The sequence below is a fragment of the Nocardia vermiculata NBRC 100427 genome (assembly GCF_001613265.1).
GTDB classification, from domain to species: Bacteria; Actinomycetota; Actinomycetes; order Mycobacteriales; family Mycobacteriaceae; genus Nocardia; species Nocardia vermiculata.
Genome location: NZ_BDCA01000018.1, coordinates 144,189 through 162,032, shown reverse-complemented (window position 1 = coordinate 162,032; position 17,844 = coordinate 144,189). Strand labels below are relative to the sequence as shown.

At 64.8% G+C, this 17,844-nt stretch carries 17 protein-coding genes; 5 read left to right on the top strand and 12 right to left on the bottom strand.

What is annotated here, in order from left to right:
* Positions 1–452: 452 nt before the first annotated feature.
* Entirely contained in the window at positions 453–1,325 is an 873-nt protein-coding gene (locus tag NV2_RS19580; RefSeq protein ID WP_067876265.1) for a MerR family transcriptional regulator, read from the bottom strand.
* A gap of 180 nt (positions 1,326–1,505) precedes the next feature.
* Between NV2_RS19580 and NV2_RS19575 the strand changes: the two genes are divergently transcribed.
* Positions 1,506–2,873, top strand: a complete 1,368-nt coding sequence (locus NV2_RS19575) for a cryptochrome/photolyase family protein (RefSeq protein WP_067876261.1) — start codon at positions 1,506–1,508, stop codon at positions 2,871–2,873.
* A gap of 157 nt (positions 2,874–3,030) precedes the next feature.
* On the top strand, positions 3,031–3,528 hold the full coding sequence (locus NV2_RS30940) for a DUF6764 family protein (RefSeq protein ID WP_084475083.1): 498 nt from the start codon (positions 3,031–3,033) through the stop codon (positions 3,526–3,528).
* 402 nt (positions 3,529–3,930) lie between these two features.
* On the opposite strand, the gene NV2_RS19570 is transcribed toward NV2_RS30940, so the two are convergent.
* Both NV2_RS19570 and NV2_RS19565 read right to left on the bottom strand, forming a co-directional pair.
* On the bottom strand, positions 3,931–4,302 hold the full coding sequence (locus NV2_RS19570) for a DoxX family protein (protein WP_067876257.1): 372 nt from the start codon (positions 4,300–4,302) through the stop codon (positions 3,931–3,933).
* A gap of 53 nt (positions 4,303–4,355) precedes the next feature.
* Positions 4,356–5,024, bottom strand: a complete 669-nt coding sequence (locus tag NV2_RS19565) for an SDR family NAD(P)-dependent oxidoreductase (RefSeq protein WP_067876254.1) — start codon at positions 5,022–5,024, stop codon at positions 4,356–4,358.
* Positions 5,025–5,164: 140 nt separating this feature from the next.
* Here NV2_RS19565 and NV2_RS19560 point away from each other — a divergent pair, with 140 nt between their 5' ends.
* Entirely contained in the window at positions 5,165–5,551 is a 387-nt protein-coding gene (locus NV2_RS19560) for a winged helix-turn-helix transcriptional regulator (protein ID WP_067876252.1), read from the top strand.
* 53 nt (positions 5,552–5,604) lie between these two features.
* Here the strand turns inward: NV2_RS19560 and NV2_RS19555 are convergent, their stop codons facing one another.
* The 9 genes from NV2_RS19555 to NV2_RS19515 all read right to left on the bottom strand — a co-directional run bounded on the left by NV2_RS19555 (position 5,605) and on the right by NV2_RS19515 (position 15,501).
* Positions 5,605–6,585, bottom strand: a complete 981-nt coding sequence (locus tag NV2_RS19555; RefSeq protein ID WP_067876249.1) for a DUF5914 domain-containing protein — start codon at positions 6,583–6,585, stop codon at positions 5,605–5,607.
* Positions 6,582–8,177, bottom strand: coding sequence for an FAD-dependent oxidoreductase (locus tag NV2_RS19550; RefSeq protein WP_067876334.1), 1,596 nt, complete (start codon positions 8,175–8,177; stop codon positions 6,582–6,584). Before NV2_RS19550 ends, NV2_RS19555 begins: the two co-directional genes overlap by 4 nt.
* Complete coding sequence (locus tag NV2_RS19545; RefSeq protein ID WP_067876246.1) at positions 8,174–8,506, bottom strand: lycopene cyclase domain-containing protein; 333 nt, start codon at positions 8,504–8,506, stop codon at positions 8,174–8,176. Before NV2_RS19545 ends, NV2_RS19550 begins: the two co-directional genes overlap by 4 nt.
* Positions 8,506–8,850, bottom strand: coding sequence for a lycopene cyclase domain-containing protein (locus tag NV2_RS19540; RefSeq protein ID WP_067876243.1), 345 nt, complete (start codon positions 8,848–8,850; stop codon positions 8,506–8,508). Before NV2_RS19540 ends, NV2_RS19545 begins: the two co-directional genes overlap by 1 nt.
* A gap of 8 nt (positions 8,851–8,858) precedes the next feature.
* Positions 8,859–9,824 carry a phytoene/squalene synthase family protein gene (locus tag NV2_RS19535; protein WP_067876240.1) on the bottom strand — a complete coding sequence of 322 codons (966 nt, stop codon included), beginning with the start codon at positions 9,822–9,824 and terminating at the stop codon, positions 8,859–8,861.
* The gene (crtI, locus tag NV2_RS19530; protein WP_067876238.1) at positions 9,821–11,359 is read right to left on the bottom strand and encodes a phytoene desaturase family protein; all 1,539 of its coding nucleotides are present in this window, start codon (positions 11,357–11,359) and stop codon (positions 9,821–9,823) included. The genes NV2_RS19535 and crtI overlap by 4 nt, the downstream gene beginning before the upstream one ends.
* A gap of 15 nt (positions 11,360–11,374) precedes the next feature.
* Positions 11,375–12,508, bottom strand: a complete 1,134-nt coding sequence (locus NV2_RS19525; protein WP_067876235.1) for a polyprenyl synthetase family protein — start codon at positions 12,506–12,508, stop codon at positions 11,375–11,377.
* Positions 12,505–13,698, bottom strand: coding sequence for a glycosyltransferase (locus NV2_RS19520; protein WP_218019005.1), 1,194 nt, complete (start codon positions 13,696–13,698; stop codon positions 12,505–12,507). The genes NV2_RS19525 and NV2_RS19520 overlap by 4 nt, the downstream gene beginning before the upstream one ends.
* A 288-nt stretch (positions 13,699–13,986) precedes the next feature.
* Positions 13,987–15,501, bottom strand: a complete 1,515-nt coding sequence (locus NV2_RS19515) for an SDR family oxidoreductase (protein ID WP_067876331.1) — start codon at positions 15,499–15,501, stop codon at positions 13,987–13,989.
* 306 nt (positions 15,502–15,807) lie between these two features.
* Here NV2_RS19515 and NV2_RS19510 point away from each other — a divergent pair, with 306 nt between their 5' ends.
* Positions 15,808–16,365: a lipocalin family protein gene (locus NV2_RS19510; RefSeq protein WP_245662682.1), complete on the top strand. Its 558-nt coding sequence runs from the start codon at positions 15,808–15,810 to the stop codon at positions 16,363–16,365.
* 113 nt (positions 16,366–16,478) lie between these two features.
* The gene (locus NV2_RS19505; protein ID WP_067876225.1) at positions 16,479–17,843 is read left to right on the top strand and encodes a TIGR01777 family oxidoreductase; all 1,365 of its coding nucleotides are present in this window, start codon (positions 16,479–16,481) and stop codon (positions 17,841–17,843) included.
* The last annotated feature ends 1 nt before the right edge of the window (position 17,844 follow it).

Genomic DNA, 17,844 nt, shown 5'->3' with positions numbered 1-17,844 from the left:
ACCCGGCACGGGCGACGGCCACCCTGATCTCCACAACGAGTGCTAGGCCAGATCGACGCAGCGACGGATGAACCACCGGCCAGCGCTGGTGTGGACCTCGTCCCCGAAGCGGCGGGTGAACGTAGGTTCCGCCCGATTCACAACTGGTAGTCGGCTTCAATCACCAGCTGGCCAACCGGAAAATGCTCGTCAGACCCGTTCCCATGTTCATAGTGCCCCGCCGAGGGCACGTATTGGACCAGTGAAGCGGTTGCGGTTCGGTGGCAATTCTGTGTGTACCGGTGCGAGTTCCAACTCGCGTACGAGCCCGATGTACGGGCACTGGATTTCCCAAAGCACCGGAAAGGCCGCCGAGCCACACCGCACCCAAGCGACGCTGTTTTTTCTTCTCGATCAGGTGAAGCGGGCTCGGTCTTCGACCGGGGGCATTCATTGTTGTTCGTTGCCATCGGTCAGTCATCGGTCCGAGAGAGCCGGAGGACTGCATCGTCCAGATCGTCGATTGTGTGGACTCCAGGGGGCAGTTGAGTGTTGTTCCAGCCGGGACCGGCTGCGTAAACCTGCTCGACCAAGTCGGCGAGGTCCAACGCGGCGGAGTCGGCTGTCGATGTCGAGTGGGACCAGATGACCGCCGCGTTGGCCGCGGTGCGCCGCAGTGCGTCTCGCATTGCGCTGATGGGTACGTCCGGTCCGATCATGTGGACTGCGGTGCCTTGCTCGCTCAGTGCCGCGCGCAGCGCCTCGAGCGGTAGCGAATGGGACTCGCCTGGGCAACAGGCGAGCAGCGTGCCTATCCGAGAGCCGGTGTGTTGTTCGCCGACTCGGGCCAGGCTGCTCGACACCGCCCATGACAGTGCGTGTTCGATGTCGATGCAGCCTCCGTCGACATGCTGGCGACTCATCACGTAGTGGAAAGCTGAGCGACACAGCTGGTTCCAGGTGACAGCGACACCGTGGCGCTGCAGACTGCTGGAAATGAGCGCGACGAGGCTCGCCGTGTCGAGGTGTTCAGCGGCATCCACGACCGCGCGCAGGGTATCGGCATCGGGCACGCCGGGGCCGGACCGATCACTCGACCATGCCGACCGCACCGATTTCGCGGCGCTCGCTGGGCTGGCGCCCTGCCGGATCAGCGCAACCATGCTTTCCAGGATCGTGATGTCGGACTCGGTGTAGAGCCGGTGGGCTCCGGGGCGATCAGCGCGTGGGCCGATGCCATAGCGTTGAGTCCAGCTGCGCAACGTCGCGGTCGGCACGCCGAGGCGTCCGGCGACCGCACCGACGGTGTATCCCGGTGCCCGATCGTCGTGGGGTGCGCTGGTCATTTCAATACTCTCATTATTGCTTATATCTGCATCGGCTGTGCATCGCAACAACCCTATCGCTACCCCCGCCGATGGTGCGGTGCCCGTCACACGCTGACCATCACCTCAACGTCGTACGCATTGATAGCGCATCGGTTACTGTGCTCGCGACAGTGAACGACTACGGGAAGGTTGGTGCTTATGACCGTGTCGATGGCGTTGTTCACGCGGGATTTGCGCGTCCATGACAACCCCGCATTAGCGGCGGCCGCACGCACCGACGAGATACTTCCGGTGTTCGTTGTGGACGCGAGTATCTGTTCGAGCAGTTACTCCAGTCCGAACAAGGCCGTCTTCCTCGCTGAAGCCTTGGCGGATCTGGATGAAACCTTACGTTCGCTGGGTGGCCGCCTGCTACTGCGCAGCGGTGACCCGGCCGCCGAAGTATGTCGGCTGGTACAGCAGTTCTCGGTCGACGAGGTTCATATCGCCGAGGATGTCAGCAGCTACAGCCGACGACGGGAGAATCGACTGCGCGAACGGTTGACGCCACTCGGCTGCCGCTTGCTGGTCCACGAGAGCAGCGTCACCGTCTGTGCCCCTGGAAGCCTGACACCTGCGGGTAAGGACCATTTCGCTGTCTTCACTCCGTATCATCGCCGCTGGTCACAGCATCGGCTGCGCAAGCCCCTAGCAGTGCCGAAACACATCCGGCTGCCCCACCGCGCGGACAGTGACCCGCTCCCCGCGCCATCGGACCTCACTGCAGGCAAAGGATCGCCGCATCTGCCGACCGGCGGCGAGTCCGAAGGCCGCGCAGTGGCGCGCACCTGGTTCGCAGAGGGTATCCACGCGTACGCCGACACCCACGACGACCTGGCCGCCGACGCGACCTCACACCTGTCGCCCTACCTGCACTTCGGTTGCGTCTCTGCAGTCGAGCTGCTTCATCACACCGATCAGTCGACGCGCGGTGGGGCCGCGTTCGCCCGGCAGCTGGCGTGGCGTGATTTCCATCATCAGGTGCTGGCAGCACGGCCGGCCAGCGCCCATCGCGACTACCGAACCCACCACGACCACTGGTCCGACGACCACCGGCTGCTGGCAGCGTGGCGCGCCGGGCGCACCGGCTATCCGATTGTGGACGCCGGGATGCGCCAGTTGGCCGCGCAGGGATGGATGCACAACAGGGCACGGCTGATTACCGCCGGTTTCCTCACCAAGACCCTCTACATGGACTGGCGCGCCGGCGCACAGCACTTTCTGGAGTGGCTGGTCGACGGTGATATCGCCAACAACCAATTGAACTGGCAGTGGGTAGCCGGCACCGGAACCGACACTCGACCCAACCGAGTACTCAATCCGCACCGGCAAGCCGAACGCTACGACCCGGACGGTGATTACGTGCGCCGATGGGTACCCGAGCTGGCGCACGTGCAGGGGCGGGCGGTCCATCGACCCTGGACGCTGTCGGCGGTCGCCGCGGCCGGGTATCCGGAGCCGATCGTGGATCACGACCAGGCCGCACGAGCGTTCCGGCGGATCAGGCAGCCCGAACAGACCGACTGACCATGAAGCTCCCGAAATGCATCGATTATGCATCGGATAGCGCGTAACGTAGCGCGCGTAGTCCTTCGTAGCGACCGGTGCCGCGGAGTTGAGACCTACCTCGGCTCATTGTTCGGGATACCCGCGCATATCGGTCCGATGTGAATGAGGAGAAGTCATGTCACACTCTTTGGTCCACCGTGTCTGCTCAGCCCTGACCGTCGGCGCGGGCGTCACCGCTGCGTGGATCGTTGCCGGTCCCGATGCCGCGGCCGCACCAGTAGCCGCATGCCCAGCCCCTGGAGCCACCACAGTCAGCGCCGGCGACGCCACATCTCAGTGTTCCGCGTCCAGTGTGGGCGGTAGCGCCGCCGCGGCCTACGGCATGGATGGCACAGCTTCGGCCGACGCCGGCGCCACCAGCCTTGCCTTGGCCCTCGCCCGGAACGGAGGCACGGCAACCGCGCAATCGAGCTTCTTGTCCGGGCCCGCGGCGATCGCCCTCGGACCGGGTGCCACAGTGAACGCGACCGGAGTGCGACCCGGTCTGGCCATCGGTATCGCGGGGCCCGGAGCAACAGTGACAGTGTCCGGTGTAGACGGCCCCACATGCACAGGAGGCGTGGGCTTCGCAGGTGACTTCCAAACATTGCAGGGCTGCCTGTCGACGCGATGATCAGGCACACCGACGTCCCACGCCCCGGCTTACCCGCGCCGGGCGATGGGACGTCACGGGCTAAGGCATGTCCGTTAAATCTCGGCCCAGGCCAGGACCGCCGCGAGGACCACAGCCGAGTGGTAGACGATCGCATCGATGACGCGGCGGTGATCGGACCACGGCGTCCCCGCTTACCGGCGCTGCTGGGCAACGACGGAGCGATGTGTTCCCACTGGGCATAGGTCAGGGGATGAAGGCGGCCGCTCACGGCAAGGGCTCCCAAAGGCTCGAACAGGTATGGAGAGGATCGGACGCCATGGGGCAGGCAGTCCCGTTTCATTGGACTCCCCGTCCCACAGTGTTTCGTACCGGCTTGGGATGTGACGGCGGTGAGCGCATTCGGTGAGGCACGGTCACCGATCAGTAGCTGTAGGGTCCGAAGCGTCCCCAGGCCACGAACACCGCGGCGGCTAACAATACGAGGTTGACTACGATCGCCGAGTGGTCCTTGCGGCGGGCATGGACGACGATGGCCAGGACCATGATCACAGCCAGGCCGACCGCAGCGATCGGGGTTAGAATCGGTGCGATCCCCGTCCACGGCGGCAGGATCAGACCGACCGCGCCGAGCAGTTCGGCCACACCGATCAGGAGCAGTGTCCCGGTGGGGACGTCGTCGACCCACGGCAGCTTCTCAGCGAGTTCGTCCTTGGTCCGGACGATTTTCACCACACCGGCCATTGCGAACATGGCGGCCAGGACTGCGGCCACGATCCACAAGGCAACGTTCACAGGGCAGCTCCTTCATCCAGTCCGGGACGCGATGAGCCCCGGGTCGCGGCAGGTCAGGGGGTGAAGATCTTCTCGGCCTGGTCGCGCTGGATATGCAGGTCCCAGTACAGCGGGGAGATCTGATCCGCGGAGGCGCTGGGCACCCCCTCGGGGGCGCGGTCGCCGATCCAGGCCCCGATGGCTACATGCGCGGCCTGAATGCCTTCGGGTTCGAGTTCCTTGTGCAGGTTCAGCGTCCATGAGCGCAGCGCCGCACCGGCGGTGTTGATGTCCCCGAGCATCGGAGTGGGATCCACCGACCCGGCCCCGGTGGTGAACAGCAGGGTGCCCGCACCGGCCTGCCGCATCGCGGGTAGCACCACGTCGGTGGCGGCGATCGCGCCGTAGACCAGGTACCGCATCTGCAAGTCCACGTCCTCAGCGGTGACCCGAGTGGGGGTGAGATACTTCGGTTCGGGTCCGCCGGGCGAATACTCGAGCACGTCGATCCCGCCGAAGTGCTCCGCCGCGGCCTCGAGGGCTCCGGTCAGCAAATCGGTGTCCAGGACATCGGCCGCAAAACCCTTGGCGGTGATGCCTTCGGCGGCCAAGGTCGCGGCGTGGGTGTCGAGGTTGTCCTGGCTGCGCGAGAGCAGGGCGACGTCGAAGCCGTGGGAGCCGAAGGTGCGGGCGATGGCCAGGCCCATGCCGGGCCCGGCGCCGACGACAGCGATAGTAGGCATGAAGAGAACTCCTTCAAAGGTGGCCTCTTCCCTGGGGCGGGACGAGAAGCCTATTGATTACCAATAGTTCCTTGGTAACTTTGGATAACCACACTGGTCAAGAAGGCACTTTCGGTTGCCGTGGTTCTCCGGAGGTAACCATGCAGGCAGGCGACGACGTCGATCCGATCTGCGGGCAGGGTGGAGCTCGGGCCCGGGAGGTCTTGGACCTCGTCTCGGATAAGTGGTCGCTCTACGTCGTGGCCGCTCTGGGGCAAGGCCCGCTGCGGTTCAGTCAGGCCCGGCGGGTCGTGGTGGGGATCAGTCAGCGCATGCTCACTGTGACTTTGCGTCGTCTGGTGCGTGACGGCTTGGTCTCGCGCACGGTGGTTCCCACGGTGCCACCGCAGGTCACCTACGCGCTCACCGAGACCGGGCACAGTCTGCGACTGGCCGTCCAACCCCTGATCGAGTGGGCTTTCACCACCGTCGAGGACATCGACGCTGCCCGCGCAACATACGACGCCCAGGCCGACGAGCAGACCTGACCACAAATCTGTGGGTCGTCAGGAACCAGTTGTCCGAAACTAACGGACACGGCCTAGCGGTGGCGGGTGCGCAGTTGATAGCGGCGTTCAGCGTAGGCCATGTCGTCGCGCCAGAGTCGATTCGCCGCGCGGACGATCAGGGGACGCAACACCGGCAAGGCTCGTTGCGTGTGACGGAAACCGGCACGCTCCGATCGGGCGATCACTGCTTCGACGACAGCGGTTCGGGCTCGGCCGTCGGGTCCCGTCCCGATCGGGGTGGCGTGCGTCTCCACTACACTGCCGGCACCTTCACCTGCGGTGATTCGCATAACGACTGTTCGGGGGTCCGGGCACCAGAATTTCGCTTCGACTGGCACACCGAGGCTTCGGGTCACGCGGAAGGTGACCGCGAGTTCGAAATGATCGTTGTCGTCGGCGATTGCGTGCCGCGGTGGGGTTCGGGTGACTTCGAGTTGGGCGAAGGAGTACGGGTGAAACCATGCTCCGTGCCACGGGTCGAGACGGTTGGCAACGATGTCGCGGGGCTCGCAGATGCCGGTCAACCGGGTGACCGCGTGCACGGTGGTGTCGGTGGGGCGGATACCGATGATCGGTGCGTCGGTCGGCACTTCGCCGCCGATCGCGTCCAGACGCACCCACACCAGGACACCGTCGTCGTGGCAGGGAAACGGGCACCAGCGCGGACTCCCCTCGGCGCTTATCCGCAGGCCGTGCCATCGACAAACCAATTCCCTGTCCTCGACACGCGCGATCTCCAACGGGGCACCCAGGTGTGGACATGCTCCAGGGCCGACGCACAGGTCTCCGGCGCCATCGCGCCACGCGACGATTTCCACGCCGTGGACGGTCGTGCCCAAGGGGCGGTCGCTGCGCACGGCGCGGCTGGCGGCGAACGCATACCAGTTTCCGCTCGGCAGTTTCTGGGACCGGTCGAGCGCCGCATCGATCAACTCGGGGTCGGCGCCGGAGTAGGTAGGGCGTTGTCGTGACCACTTTTCCGGCGCGAAGCGCCGCAGCGGGGATCGGTTCACGATGAGCTCCTCTCACGATCCGCTAGGCCGCGCAGCACAGCTGATCGTCCACGGTTGGGCACTGTGTGCAATCGATGCCCGGCACCTCGCCATTGCTGGGCCAGCGCGCCGGCTGCGATCCAGCCTGTCGTGGCTGCGCGCTCCATCAGGGCCACCGGCAAATCGACCCTGATTCCGTCACCGGCGAGCATCAGCCGCGGGTGCGGTGTGCGGACTTCGGGTCGGCGAGCGAAATCGCCCGGCGCGAAGCGCGGGCAGTCCTGACGCCACAACATGCGTTCATCGATGATGTGAGCGCTCGCGGATTCGGGGTAGATCTCGTGCAGTCGGGCAATCAGTTTGCTGCGCAGCGCGTCGCGTTCATGGTTGTCGGGTATCGCGTCGGCTGCCGCATAAGCGTGCAGTTCGACCACGCTGCCACCGTGCCGGGTCGCCCACTCGATTGCGGTGTGCTCGTAGCGGTCGAGAATGCTGATGTTGTCGAGCGGGTCCAGATTTCCGGTCGCGAGAAAGCCGGGGCGGTCGGCGCGCAGCGGTTGGTCGAACCACAGTCGGTGGATGGCGAAGGCGGGCGCAGATCCCAATTCCGATACTCGCGATTGCCATTCGGGCGTGCCCACGTCCGGCGACGCGGCGATGATCTGCCGCAGACCGGCCACATCGACAGCCAAGACGACGGCGTCCGCGCCCCTGATCGTGCCCGAATCGAGATGTAGTCGGAAACCCGCGCCGTCGGGCTCGACTGCGCTGACACCGGTACCTGTGCGCAGGACCGCTCGGCCCGGCCGGGCGGGCGTACCCGGGCGGGTCAGATACTCGGCCAGCGGATTCCACAGGGCGATGTCGAAGTTGTCGCGAGCTACATCGAAGAGCAGTCCTTCGCTGGAGCCGAGAAAATAGATGTGGAACATCGCCGCCAATTCGGCGGCCGACATCTGTTCGGGCGCAACGAAGAAGCTTCGAGAGAACACATCGAAGGCCAAATGTCGCGCGGCGGCAGGGAAATTGATTCGGCGCAAGAAAGTTGCGGCGTCGAGATGATCGAGCTGCCGATAGGTGCCGGGAACCGAGACCGCCGCCAATGGTGCTGCGGCCGTGGCGTTCATTCGGACCAGATCACGCAATCGGAAGGTAGGACTGCGTAGGGCGAACCCGAGCGCGTTCCACGGCGGTGTTCGGGGAAGGTGGCGGAACCCGTCGCGGTGACCGTCGGCGTCGATCAGCGGATAGTCGTCGATTCGCTGCAAGCGTGTCAGTCCCGGATCAGCGCGTGACAACAGTTTCCGCAGGTTGTAGTACTGCGGAAAAAACGCGTGAAACCCGCGGTTCATACCCACCCGCGTGCCGTCGGACAGGATTTCGTCCCAGCCGCCGACCCGGCCACCGAGATAGTGTTCGCGTTCGATGATCTCGACCTGAAAGCCGCGTTCGACCAGTCCGGTAGCCGCTGCCAGGCCGGCGATTCCGGCCCCGACGACCACGGCATACGGTCGTTGTCCGGCGACCCCGACATCGGTTCTTCCCGGCGCCGCCGGAATCACTGTTCGTCGCCGATCGCGTCCGAGTGCGTCGCCGTAGTCCAATAGGGTCATGGCTGCACCCGTGCCCGTCGCTGCCGTGCCCGTTCCCATCCCAGAAGCACGGCCGTGACCAAGGCGAATCCGAACAGGAAGTCCTCGACGGGAATGTCCCAGGGAAATCTCCAGCCGAGAATGTGGTCGGGGTTGTAGCGGACGATCGGCGCCTCGGATCGAGTCAGCATTCCGTCGACCGGAATCTGAAATCCGAGCACGATGACCATCGACACCCAGTAGGTCCGGCGTCGCAGCAGCCCGGTGTGCAACACCGCGCACTCCGCGACGCACACCGCTGCCACGGCCGCCACAGCGGGCACGATGTAGGCGAAGCCACCGACACCCATCACCGTCGCCCCGAGACGGTTGGCTGGCGGCGCGGTTCGTGCTCGAGCAGGCGCTCCACGGCGACGAAGGTCAGCAATCCGCAGATCGGGATCACGAGAAAGAACAACACTTCTTCCACCGGAATCGCGCCCGGCAAAGTCCACCCGATCACATACCGGCTGTCGAAGCTCCACACCCCACCTGCGATCGATAGCAGATCCCAGGCGATGAACACCATCGCCACGGGTACTACCGCCGCGACCAGTAGGCGCGGGCGCCGATAGACACCGGCGCCGACGAACTCCAGTGGAGCGGTCACCGCCGAGCAGGCGAGCAGAACGAACAGATAATGCCACTGTGTCATGCCAACTCCTACCGTGGTGTGCGGACAACGGTGGTGTGAGCGCTTTCGTCCCGGCGCGGCCAGCGGCGACGAGCCCACCGAGCGTGTCCCAGTCCGACGGCGCCGACGTATGTTCTGCGAAATCTGCCGACCCGTGCGCGCCGTCCGAACACCTCGAACCCGTTGTCTTCGATGCGATCCAGAATCTCTGCGTACAGGGTGAGAGCAGTCTTCACGCAGGGGCGCGAGCGCGGCGCCAACAGCGCGATACCGTCACGAGCGTAGTCGTACACCTTCCTCGTGATCGCGTGTTGAGCAGCGAGTGCTTCCCGCACCCGTGGATCGACGCGTTGTTCGCGTCGGCACCACAGCAGCAGATCGCGGTCCACACCGGATGCGGCCAGTTCGTCCGCCGGCAGATAGATCCGACCACGCCCGAGGTCCTCGTCGACGTCACGCAGAAAGTTGGTCAGCTGGAACGCCTTGCCGAGACTCGCCGCGTAGGGCGCAGCGGTTTCCGAAGACGCGATGGTGCCGAGCACCGGGAGCAGTTGGAGCCCGATCACTTCGGCCGAACCGTAGACGTACCGGTCGAGCGCGTGCCGGTTCTCATAATCGGTGACGGTCAGGTCCATCCGCATCGACGTCAAGAACGCCTCGAACAACTCGCCGGAAATCCCGTAGCGGTCGGCGGTGTGCAATACGGCGGCCAGCACGGGGTCGCCGGCACAGTCGCCGGCCCGGAATTGGCGTGCCAGCACGGCCAGGCGAGCCTCGCGATCCGCGCTGGTCACGACAGGATCAAGGTCATCGAGGATGTCGTCGACACGGCGCGCGAACCCGTACAGGGCGTGCACAGCGGGACGCTGATCGGAAGCCAGTAACCGGGTAGCCAGGAAAAAGGTCTTGCCGAAACGCGCATTGAGGTCACGGCAACGCCGATAGGAGTCGCGTAGTTGCGGTTCGGTGAGGTCGGCGAGTTCGGTGCGATTCATTTCGGCTCCGGTCCGGACATGGTTCGAAGCCGTTGATCCGGCTCGGTGTTGCGGCCCGCTCGGACGGTTCCGGTTATCCGGTCGGCCGCGAGGCGTCCCGATATCAGCACCGGCGGGATCCCGACTCCGGGCACTGTGGAACCACCGGCGAGGACGACGTTGTCGATCCCGCGAATCATGTTGGCCGGTCGAAAGGGCCCTGTCTGGGTAAAACTGTGTGCCAGTGCGAATGGCGTGCCGGCGAGCATGTCTCGAGCAGCCCAATCGACCGGCGTGACGACCCGGAGTATCTCCACATCCGACCACGACTGCCCGAGACGACGCTGTGCTGTCTCGACCATTCGCTCGGCGTAGCGAGCGCCGAAATCAGTCCAATCTGTGTGCCCTCGTTCCAGATTCGGCACGGGCGCCAAGAGGTAGAGCAGGTCGCGACCGGTCGGCGCGAGGCTCGGGTCCGCAGCCGTAGGACGAGTCAGCAACAGTGATGGATCCGACATGAGCTCACCTGTCGATGTGATGTCCCGGAACACGCTGTGCCACGCGTCACCGAACAACAGCGTGTGGTGCCCGGCCCGCGGTCCCATCGAACGACACCCGAGGTGTACCACCAACGCCGACGGCGCAGCTCGCACTCTTGCCGGCCGCCGTGAACGATGGCCGAGCAGCTCGTGGGAACGGTGTCGCTCTGCTGTCAAAACAACTGCGTCACAGTCGATGCGATCGTCGCTATCAGTGTGTAATGCCGTGACGCGGCCGTCCGAACGATCGGCGCGGATCACCGTCGTGTCGTATCGAATCCGCACTCCTGCCGCCGTCGCGGCATCAGCCAAAGCACGAGGCACCGAGTACATCCCGCCCTTCGGGAAATACACCCCCGCGATCGTGTCCATATAGGCGATGACCGCATACGCCGCGAGAGCTCGAGATGGCGGGACACCGGCATACAAAGCCTGAAAGGTGAACACACGCCGCAGATCGGGGTCGCGAACGAATTCGGACACCTTACGATCCCAGCGGCGAAATCCTCCCAATCCGATGAGGCGGAACAACTCCGGAGTGAGCATCGACAGTGGCGAGTCGAAGTTGGCACCGATGAAGCGGTCGAACTCGGCACGGTACAAGCGAGTCAACCACGCCCGTAAGCGGCGGTAGCCGGCAACATCGTCGGGGCCGCCGAATTCACCGAGCGACTGGATCATTCGCTGCTCGTCGCTGTGCACGGCGAGGGTACGGCCATCGGCGTAGATCGCACGGTATGCCGGTGTGACCGCACTCAGTTCCAGCCGGTCGGTGCTGCGTTCACCGACGGCGGCGAACACATCGTCGAGAATCTCCGGCATGGTCAAGACGGTGGGCCCGGTGTCTATCCGGTAGCCACCGATATCCAGCCTCCCCATTCTCCCGCCCGGCCCCTGCTCACGTTCGACGACGGTGACCCGGCGGCCACGCCCGGCCAGATGGATGGCTGCCGACAATCCCGCGAGTCCGGCGCCGACGACCACGACGTGGTCGGTCGATCCTGATACTGTGCGCATCGATTCTCTCCCTCGTCATGCCTGTCGCCCGCTACACAGCAGTGCCATTCGATGCAGCGCCGCGGACCGAGTGGGATCGAGCGGCATACCGTCCAGGACCTGGACTGCTGCCTCGATCCTGTCGTTGATCATCAACTCGATGTGCTCTCGGGCGCCCGATTCGGCTATCAGCAACCGGCATCGCGCGATGGCCGCGGTGTCGATCGTCGGACGGTCCAGCAGTGCCAGCAGTTCGCGCTGCGCCGCCGGTGCGGCCCGCTCCAGTGCGACCACCACGACTGTGGTGGCTTTGCGCTGCCCCAGATCGCTGTCCTCGGGTTTACCTGTCGTCGCGGGCGAGCCGAAAACCCCGAGCAAATCATCATGCAGCTGGAACGCCTCACCGATGCGACTTCCGTAGTCGCCCAATGCCCGCAACATCGAATCCGAACAACCCGCCAGCGCTGCGCCGAGTTCCAGCGGACGCCGCACCGTGTAGTTCCCAGACTTGGCACGCGCGATCGCAAGCACCGACTCCTGCGTCGGTGCAGTACGGGCATCGTTGGTCAAATCGGCCAGTTGGCCGACGGCCAGCTCTATGCGCATCGCGTCGTAACGATCCCACGTCCGGGCGAGCGCATCGGCGTGCAGTCCGCTGCGCCGCATCAGCTGCTCGGCCCATACCAGACACATGTCGCTGAGCAGGGTGGCCGCCGACACTCCGAATTGGGACGCCGCTCCGGGCAGCTGACGCTCGCGATATCGGCGGGCCAGCCGGAAATGCGCGGTGGGAGACCCGCGGCGAAGCGCCCCGTCGTCCATCACATCGTCTTGTAACAACGCGAATGCATGCAGCAATTCGAGCGAGGCCGCCGCGCGCAAAGCCGCCGGGTCCGGAGACTCGCCACACAGCCACCCCAGGTACATGAACGTCGACCGCAAACACTTCCCACCCAGCACGTACTGCGCCAACACATCGTCGGCTCCAACCTCTCGCAATGACTCGACGCGATGGTGTTCCAGGAAGATTTCGAGTTCGCGAAGCACCTGGGCGCGGGTGGCACGGCGCCAGCGATCGAATTCTGCAGCATCCGCACTTGTCTTCGGCAATGGATCGACTACCGAGGAGACAGACCCGACAACTGCGGCAACATTCGAAACCGAGCTCATACCTGTTCGCCCTGCCTTCCCGTCGCGAACGATTCGTCATTCCGTACACGGGAACCTTGCTGCGTCATTTCCGCGAGCACCGCGGTCATGGTGTCGATGGGGCTGTATCCCGCCATCTCCTCCCCCAGCCTTTGGGCAGCGGCTCGAAACGCGACATCACCGAATATTCGGTCGACCGCAGCCGATAACGCGGACGGCCGGGGGCTGATGCCACCAAGATCGATACCCGCTCCCGTATACGCCACACGAGCAGCGACCTCTGGTTTGTCGGCGGTACTGCCGGCCACGATGACCGGAACGCCGTGTTCGAGCGCCTGTTGCACACCGCCGTAACCTCCGTTGGTGATCATCAGGTCCGTATGCGGGAGAAGTAGTTCGTAAGGGACGAAATCGCACACGCGAATATGCTCGGGTAGCCGCCTCGGGGACACTTCCGTTCCACCAGTGCTCACCACGACAACCACATCGCTACGGCCGGACAGCGCCGAAACAGCGGGACGAAGTAGTTCGTCCGGGTTCCCGTTGTCCCAGGTTCCTTGGGTGACGTGCACGATTCGACGGCCACTGCGTCTAGCGGACTCCAGCCAGTGTGGCACTTCGGAGGTGGCGGGCGGCGAGGCAGTGACCGGCCCGGCGAAAAGAACCGACGCCGCAAGGTCGCGACGGGGATACTCGAATCCCGGAACACTGAACTGCACCATCCGATCAGCGAGCAATGGCCAATCGAGGAGAAACACCGGCGCAGGACCGACGCCGAGATCGCCCAAAATGCCATTCAATTGTGTCTGAGCCGAACGAAATAGCACCTGCTGCACAAAGCGGTTCATCCTGGTGTAGTCGCGCCCGGGGCGGGGCTGCCAGCCCATACCGAACGGCGGGCAGTCAGCGCTGGACACCGTGAGCGGTCCCACCCCGCAGACCACTACGGGAAGCCTGGGTCGCGCCGATACCAACAGCGGAATCGCGCCGGTGAACATCGAGTCCACCAGTACGGCATCGTAACTGTGCCGAGCCAGTTCGCCGGACAAGGCCGCGTAGTGAGCTGCCAGAGGCGCGAGTAGAAGCGTCCGCAGCTCCGTTCGCCCGGTCCGCCAGCGCCGAACCAGCCCATGTCCGGTACCTATGGCGGCGGGCAGCAGGCGCGCGTCGTTCGGCAGTTCCGAAAGATCCACTCCATGCTCGGCTGCCACGGCGGTGAATGCAGCTCCGGTGAGCAAGCGAACTCGGTGCCCGCGCCGGCTCAGCTGACGCGCGAGAGTGAGCATGGGCAGCACATGCCCCGGTATCGGACTCGCCGCAAGCAGATAATGCCCCATCCAGTACTTCCTCGCTGTTTCGAACCTGGCCGCATCCCTACCTCGACGCGTTCTCCAGCACACACTCCATGCTACCGACAAACGATGCAATATCGATGCAAATCTACCTTAGTCGGAACCCGACGGTGTGCGTGACTCGGCGGTAAGCGCGGTGACGCGCCATCATTCGGCCGAACTCGTGCCGCGGGCCGCCGCACCTGGTGCCGCCGGACCGGACGCGACGCCCACGTGTTCCGCAGTCCCGACGATGTTGCGCACCATCCCGCCGAAGACGATGTCGTGAAATGGCGTGATGGCCTTCCAGTACAGGTGCCCCGCCAGTCCGTGCGGCTGAAAGACGGCGCGCTGGTGGTAGCGAGCTCCACCACCGGGCACGGGCTCGACACCCAGTTCCAACCACGCCGGCCCAGGCAGCCGCATCTCCGCTCGCAACCGCAGCAACACAGGACGATCGATGAACTCGACACGCCACCAGTCCAAGGCTTCTCCGGTATGCAAGCGGTGCGGATTCTTGCGGCCACGACGCAGACCGACGCCGCCGCTGACCCGGTCGATCCAACCGCGCAACGACCATGCCAGCGGGAACGAATACCAGCCGTTCTCGCCACCGATAGATTCGATCACCGCCCAGACAGTGCTGGGATCGGCACGCGTGCGTCGTTCACGAATGTCCTCGTAGAGCGATCCACCGGACCACTCGGGGTCGGTAGGTAGTGGATCCGAGGGGGCATCCGCGGTACTCGCATCCGACCAGCGCGTCGGGACCTGCGCCTTCCGGATTCGCGCCAGCGCGAGTTCGACAGCGTCTTCGTACCGGGTCAGCCCATCCGGTGGGTCACTGATGGAGGCGGCGATATCGTGATCGTGGCAGACCACCTCGTGGATGAGCGATTCGATCAGCGGTACCGCCAGCGCACGTGGGACCGGGGTGACCACGTTCACCCACTGCGCCGACAACCACGGCGTGAGTACCGGAACCGGCATCATGATCCGCCGCGGCAGCCCCGCCACCGCCGCGTACTTGCGCATCATCGTCAAATACGTCAGGACATCGGGACCACCGATATCGAACGCGCGGTTCACCTCGGCCGGCAGCTCCGCGCACCGGACCAGATAGTAGAGGACATCGCGAACCGCGATCGGCTGAATCCGGTTGTGCACCCACCGCGGTGTGACCATCGCAGGCAGGCGTTCGGACAGATAGCGCAGCATTTCGAAACTCGCAGACCCGGAGCCGATGATCACCGCAGCACGCAGTTCCGCCGTGGGAACTCCGCTTTCCCGAAAAATCGCACCTACCTCCGCCCGCGACGCAAGGTGACGTGACAACGGGGTGTGTTCCGGAACGAGACCACCCAAATACACGATGCGCTCCACCGCAGCGTCCCTCGCCGCTGCTGCGACCGTGCGCGCCGCGCGCTGATCGATATCCACGAAGTCATGTCGGGACAGCGAATGCACCAGGTAGTAGACAACCTGTCGACCACTCACCGCGCTGCGCACATCCTCGGCGGCGGTGACATCCCCACGCACCACGTCGACCCGGTCACGCCACCCGACCTCGTCGAGCTTCGTCGGTGTTCGAGCTACCACCGTGACCTGATGGCCCGCATCCAGCAGTTCCGGCACCAATCGCCCACCGATATAACCGGTGGCCCCGAAAACCACGCAACGCATAGTGCAGTCACCGTCCTCCCTGTCCCGCAGTACAGATTCGAAACCGCCGTGGATAGCTGCCGCATCTTGCGGCCCGGATACCCGTCCGGCCTGGTTCGATACCTGCAGCATTCACCATCGAACACCACGATGCATCGTTTTCGCCTCGATTGGCGTATCGTGGGAGTGTCCTCAGGGCACCACCTCAGACGACGACCTCGGAGGCGAAGCCGGATGCGAGCAGACTTCACGAGAACCACGGCCCCGAACCGATTCCGACGACCCCTCCGCGTAGCCGCCGCAATGCTTCTGACGGCCGGGGCGCTGATGTTCACCTCGACGGCAACATTCTCCGCCCCGCCCCCGACGGCTTGGCAGCCACTGGCGCCCGTCGAACACCTCGACATCGAGCGGTACCTCGGGACATGGAGCCAAATCGCGGCCGTCCCGCAACCGTTCAATCTGCAATGTGCACGCGACACCCGAGCGAACTACCAATTGATCGACGCGAGCAATATCCGAGTTGAAAACAGCTGCACCACCTGGTCTGGTTCCGAGAACCGAATTATCGGCAACGCACGCGTCACAGACCCGACCACCCAGGCTCAGTTACATGTCAGCTTCCCTCAGGTTCCGTCCCAGGGCTCTCCCGATGGCCCCACCAACTACATCGTCACCTACATAGCCGACGACTACTCCTGGGCATTGGTCGGTGACCCGCTCCGCCTTTCCGGGTTCGTCCTGTCCCGGTCGCCGGCCGTCAGTCCCGCGCAGTGGCACGAGATTCAGGCTGTTGTAGCGGCCCACGGCTACAACACCTGCACCCTGTTGACCTCGCCGACTCCCGGCGGAGCGGTCGACATTCGCCCGCTCTGCGTCATGTGACCGACTCTTCGACAGCGCGCCAGGTACAGCGCGGCAATCAACGATCGGCATGACAGTCGGACTAACGATGCAATAGTGATGCAACATGCGTCGTCTCGTTCTACATTGGGAGTATGGGAATCGAGTTCTCCAGCGTTGTTGCCCACGAGCTCGACGACGTTTTCACGTGGCACACTCGCCCCGGCGCCCTCACTCGCCTGTCTCCGCCGTGGCAGCCCGTGAGGCCTATCGCCGAGGCCGCATCACTGCGAGACGGATGTGCACAGCTGGCGCTCCCCGGCGGATTGCGATGGGTAGCACAGCACGAAGCACGGGAATACGATCCGCCGCACCGGTTTCTGGATACGCTCATGACAGACTCACTTCGGACGCTGCCCGTCCGGCTGGCGGTCGGACCCTGGCACCATTGTCATGAATTTGCCGCCGAGCCGGGCGGAGGCACCCGAGTGACCGACCGAGTCGACAGCCGAATTCCGGAGTCGCTGCTACTTCCCATCTTCACCTACCGGCACCGCCAACTGGCCGACGACCTGGCCGCACACGCCCGCGCCTCGAACCAAGGCGCCCGGGCGCAAGCTATCGCAATCAGCGGATCCTCCGGCCTGGTCGGATCTGCCTTGTCAGCGTTCTTGACCACCGGCGGCCACCGCGTCATCAAACTGGTGCGCCGCGCCCCCCATGGCCCGAACGAGCGACGGTGGGATCCGCACGCACCCGCCGCAGACTTGTTGGCCGGCGTTGACGCCGTCGTTCACCTGGCCGGCGCGTCGATTCAAGGCCGATTCACTCTCGCGCACCGGCGCGTGATCCGCGACAGCCGGATCGAACCAACCCGACGACTCGCCGAGTTGGCGGCTCGTACCCGTGGCGGGCCACGCACATTCATTTCCGCCTCGGCGATCGGCTACTACGGTCCTGACCGCAACGACACCCTGCTGACCGAAGGCGCCGAGCGCGGCAGCGGATTCTTGGCCGACGTTGTCGCAGACTGGGAAGCCGCAACCGATCCCGCGCGCGAGGCGGGCATGCGGGTAATCCGAGTTCGCACCGGCATCGTGCAGTCGCCTCGTGGCGGAATTCTGCGAATCCTGTACCCGCTCTTCGCAGCCGGGCTCGGCGGACGACTGGGCGATGGGCAGCAATGGATGTCCTGGATCGGAATCGACGATCTCGTCGATATCTACCATCGCGCCCTGACCGACGCCCGGCTATACGGACCGATCAACGCGGTGAGCCCACACCCGGTCCGCAACAACGAATATTCGACGATTCTGGCCGGAGTTCTGCATCGACCCTCCGCCATCCCGGTACCCAACATTGCGCCACGCATTGCGCTGGGCAGGGAAGGCGCCGATGAACTCGCCGCGGCCAGCCAACGTGTCGCTCCTACCACCCTGCTCCGGCTCGAGCATCGATTTCGGCACCCCGACCTCGAAATGACGCTCCGACACAATCTGGGACGTGCCACCGGACGATGAT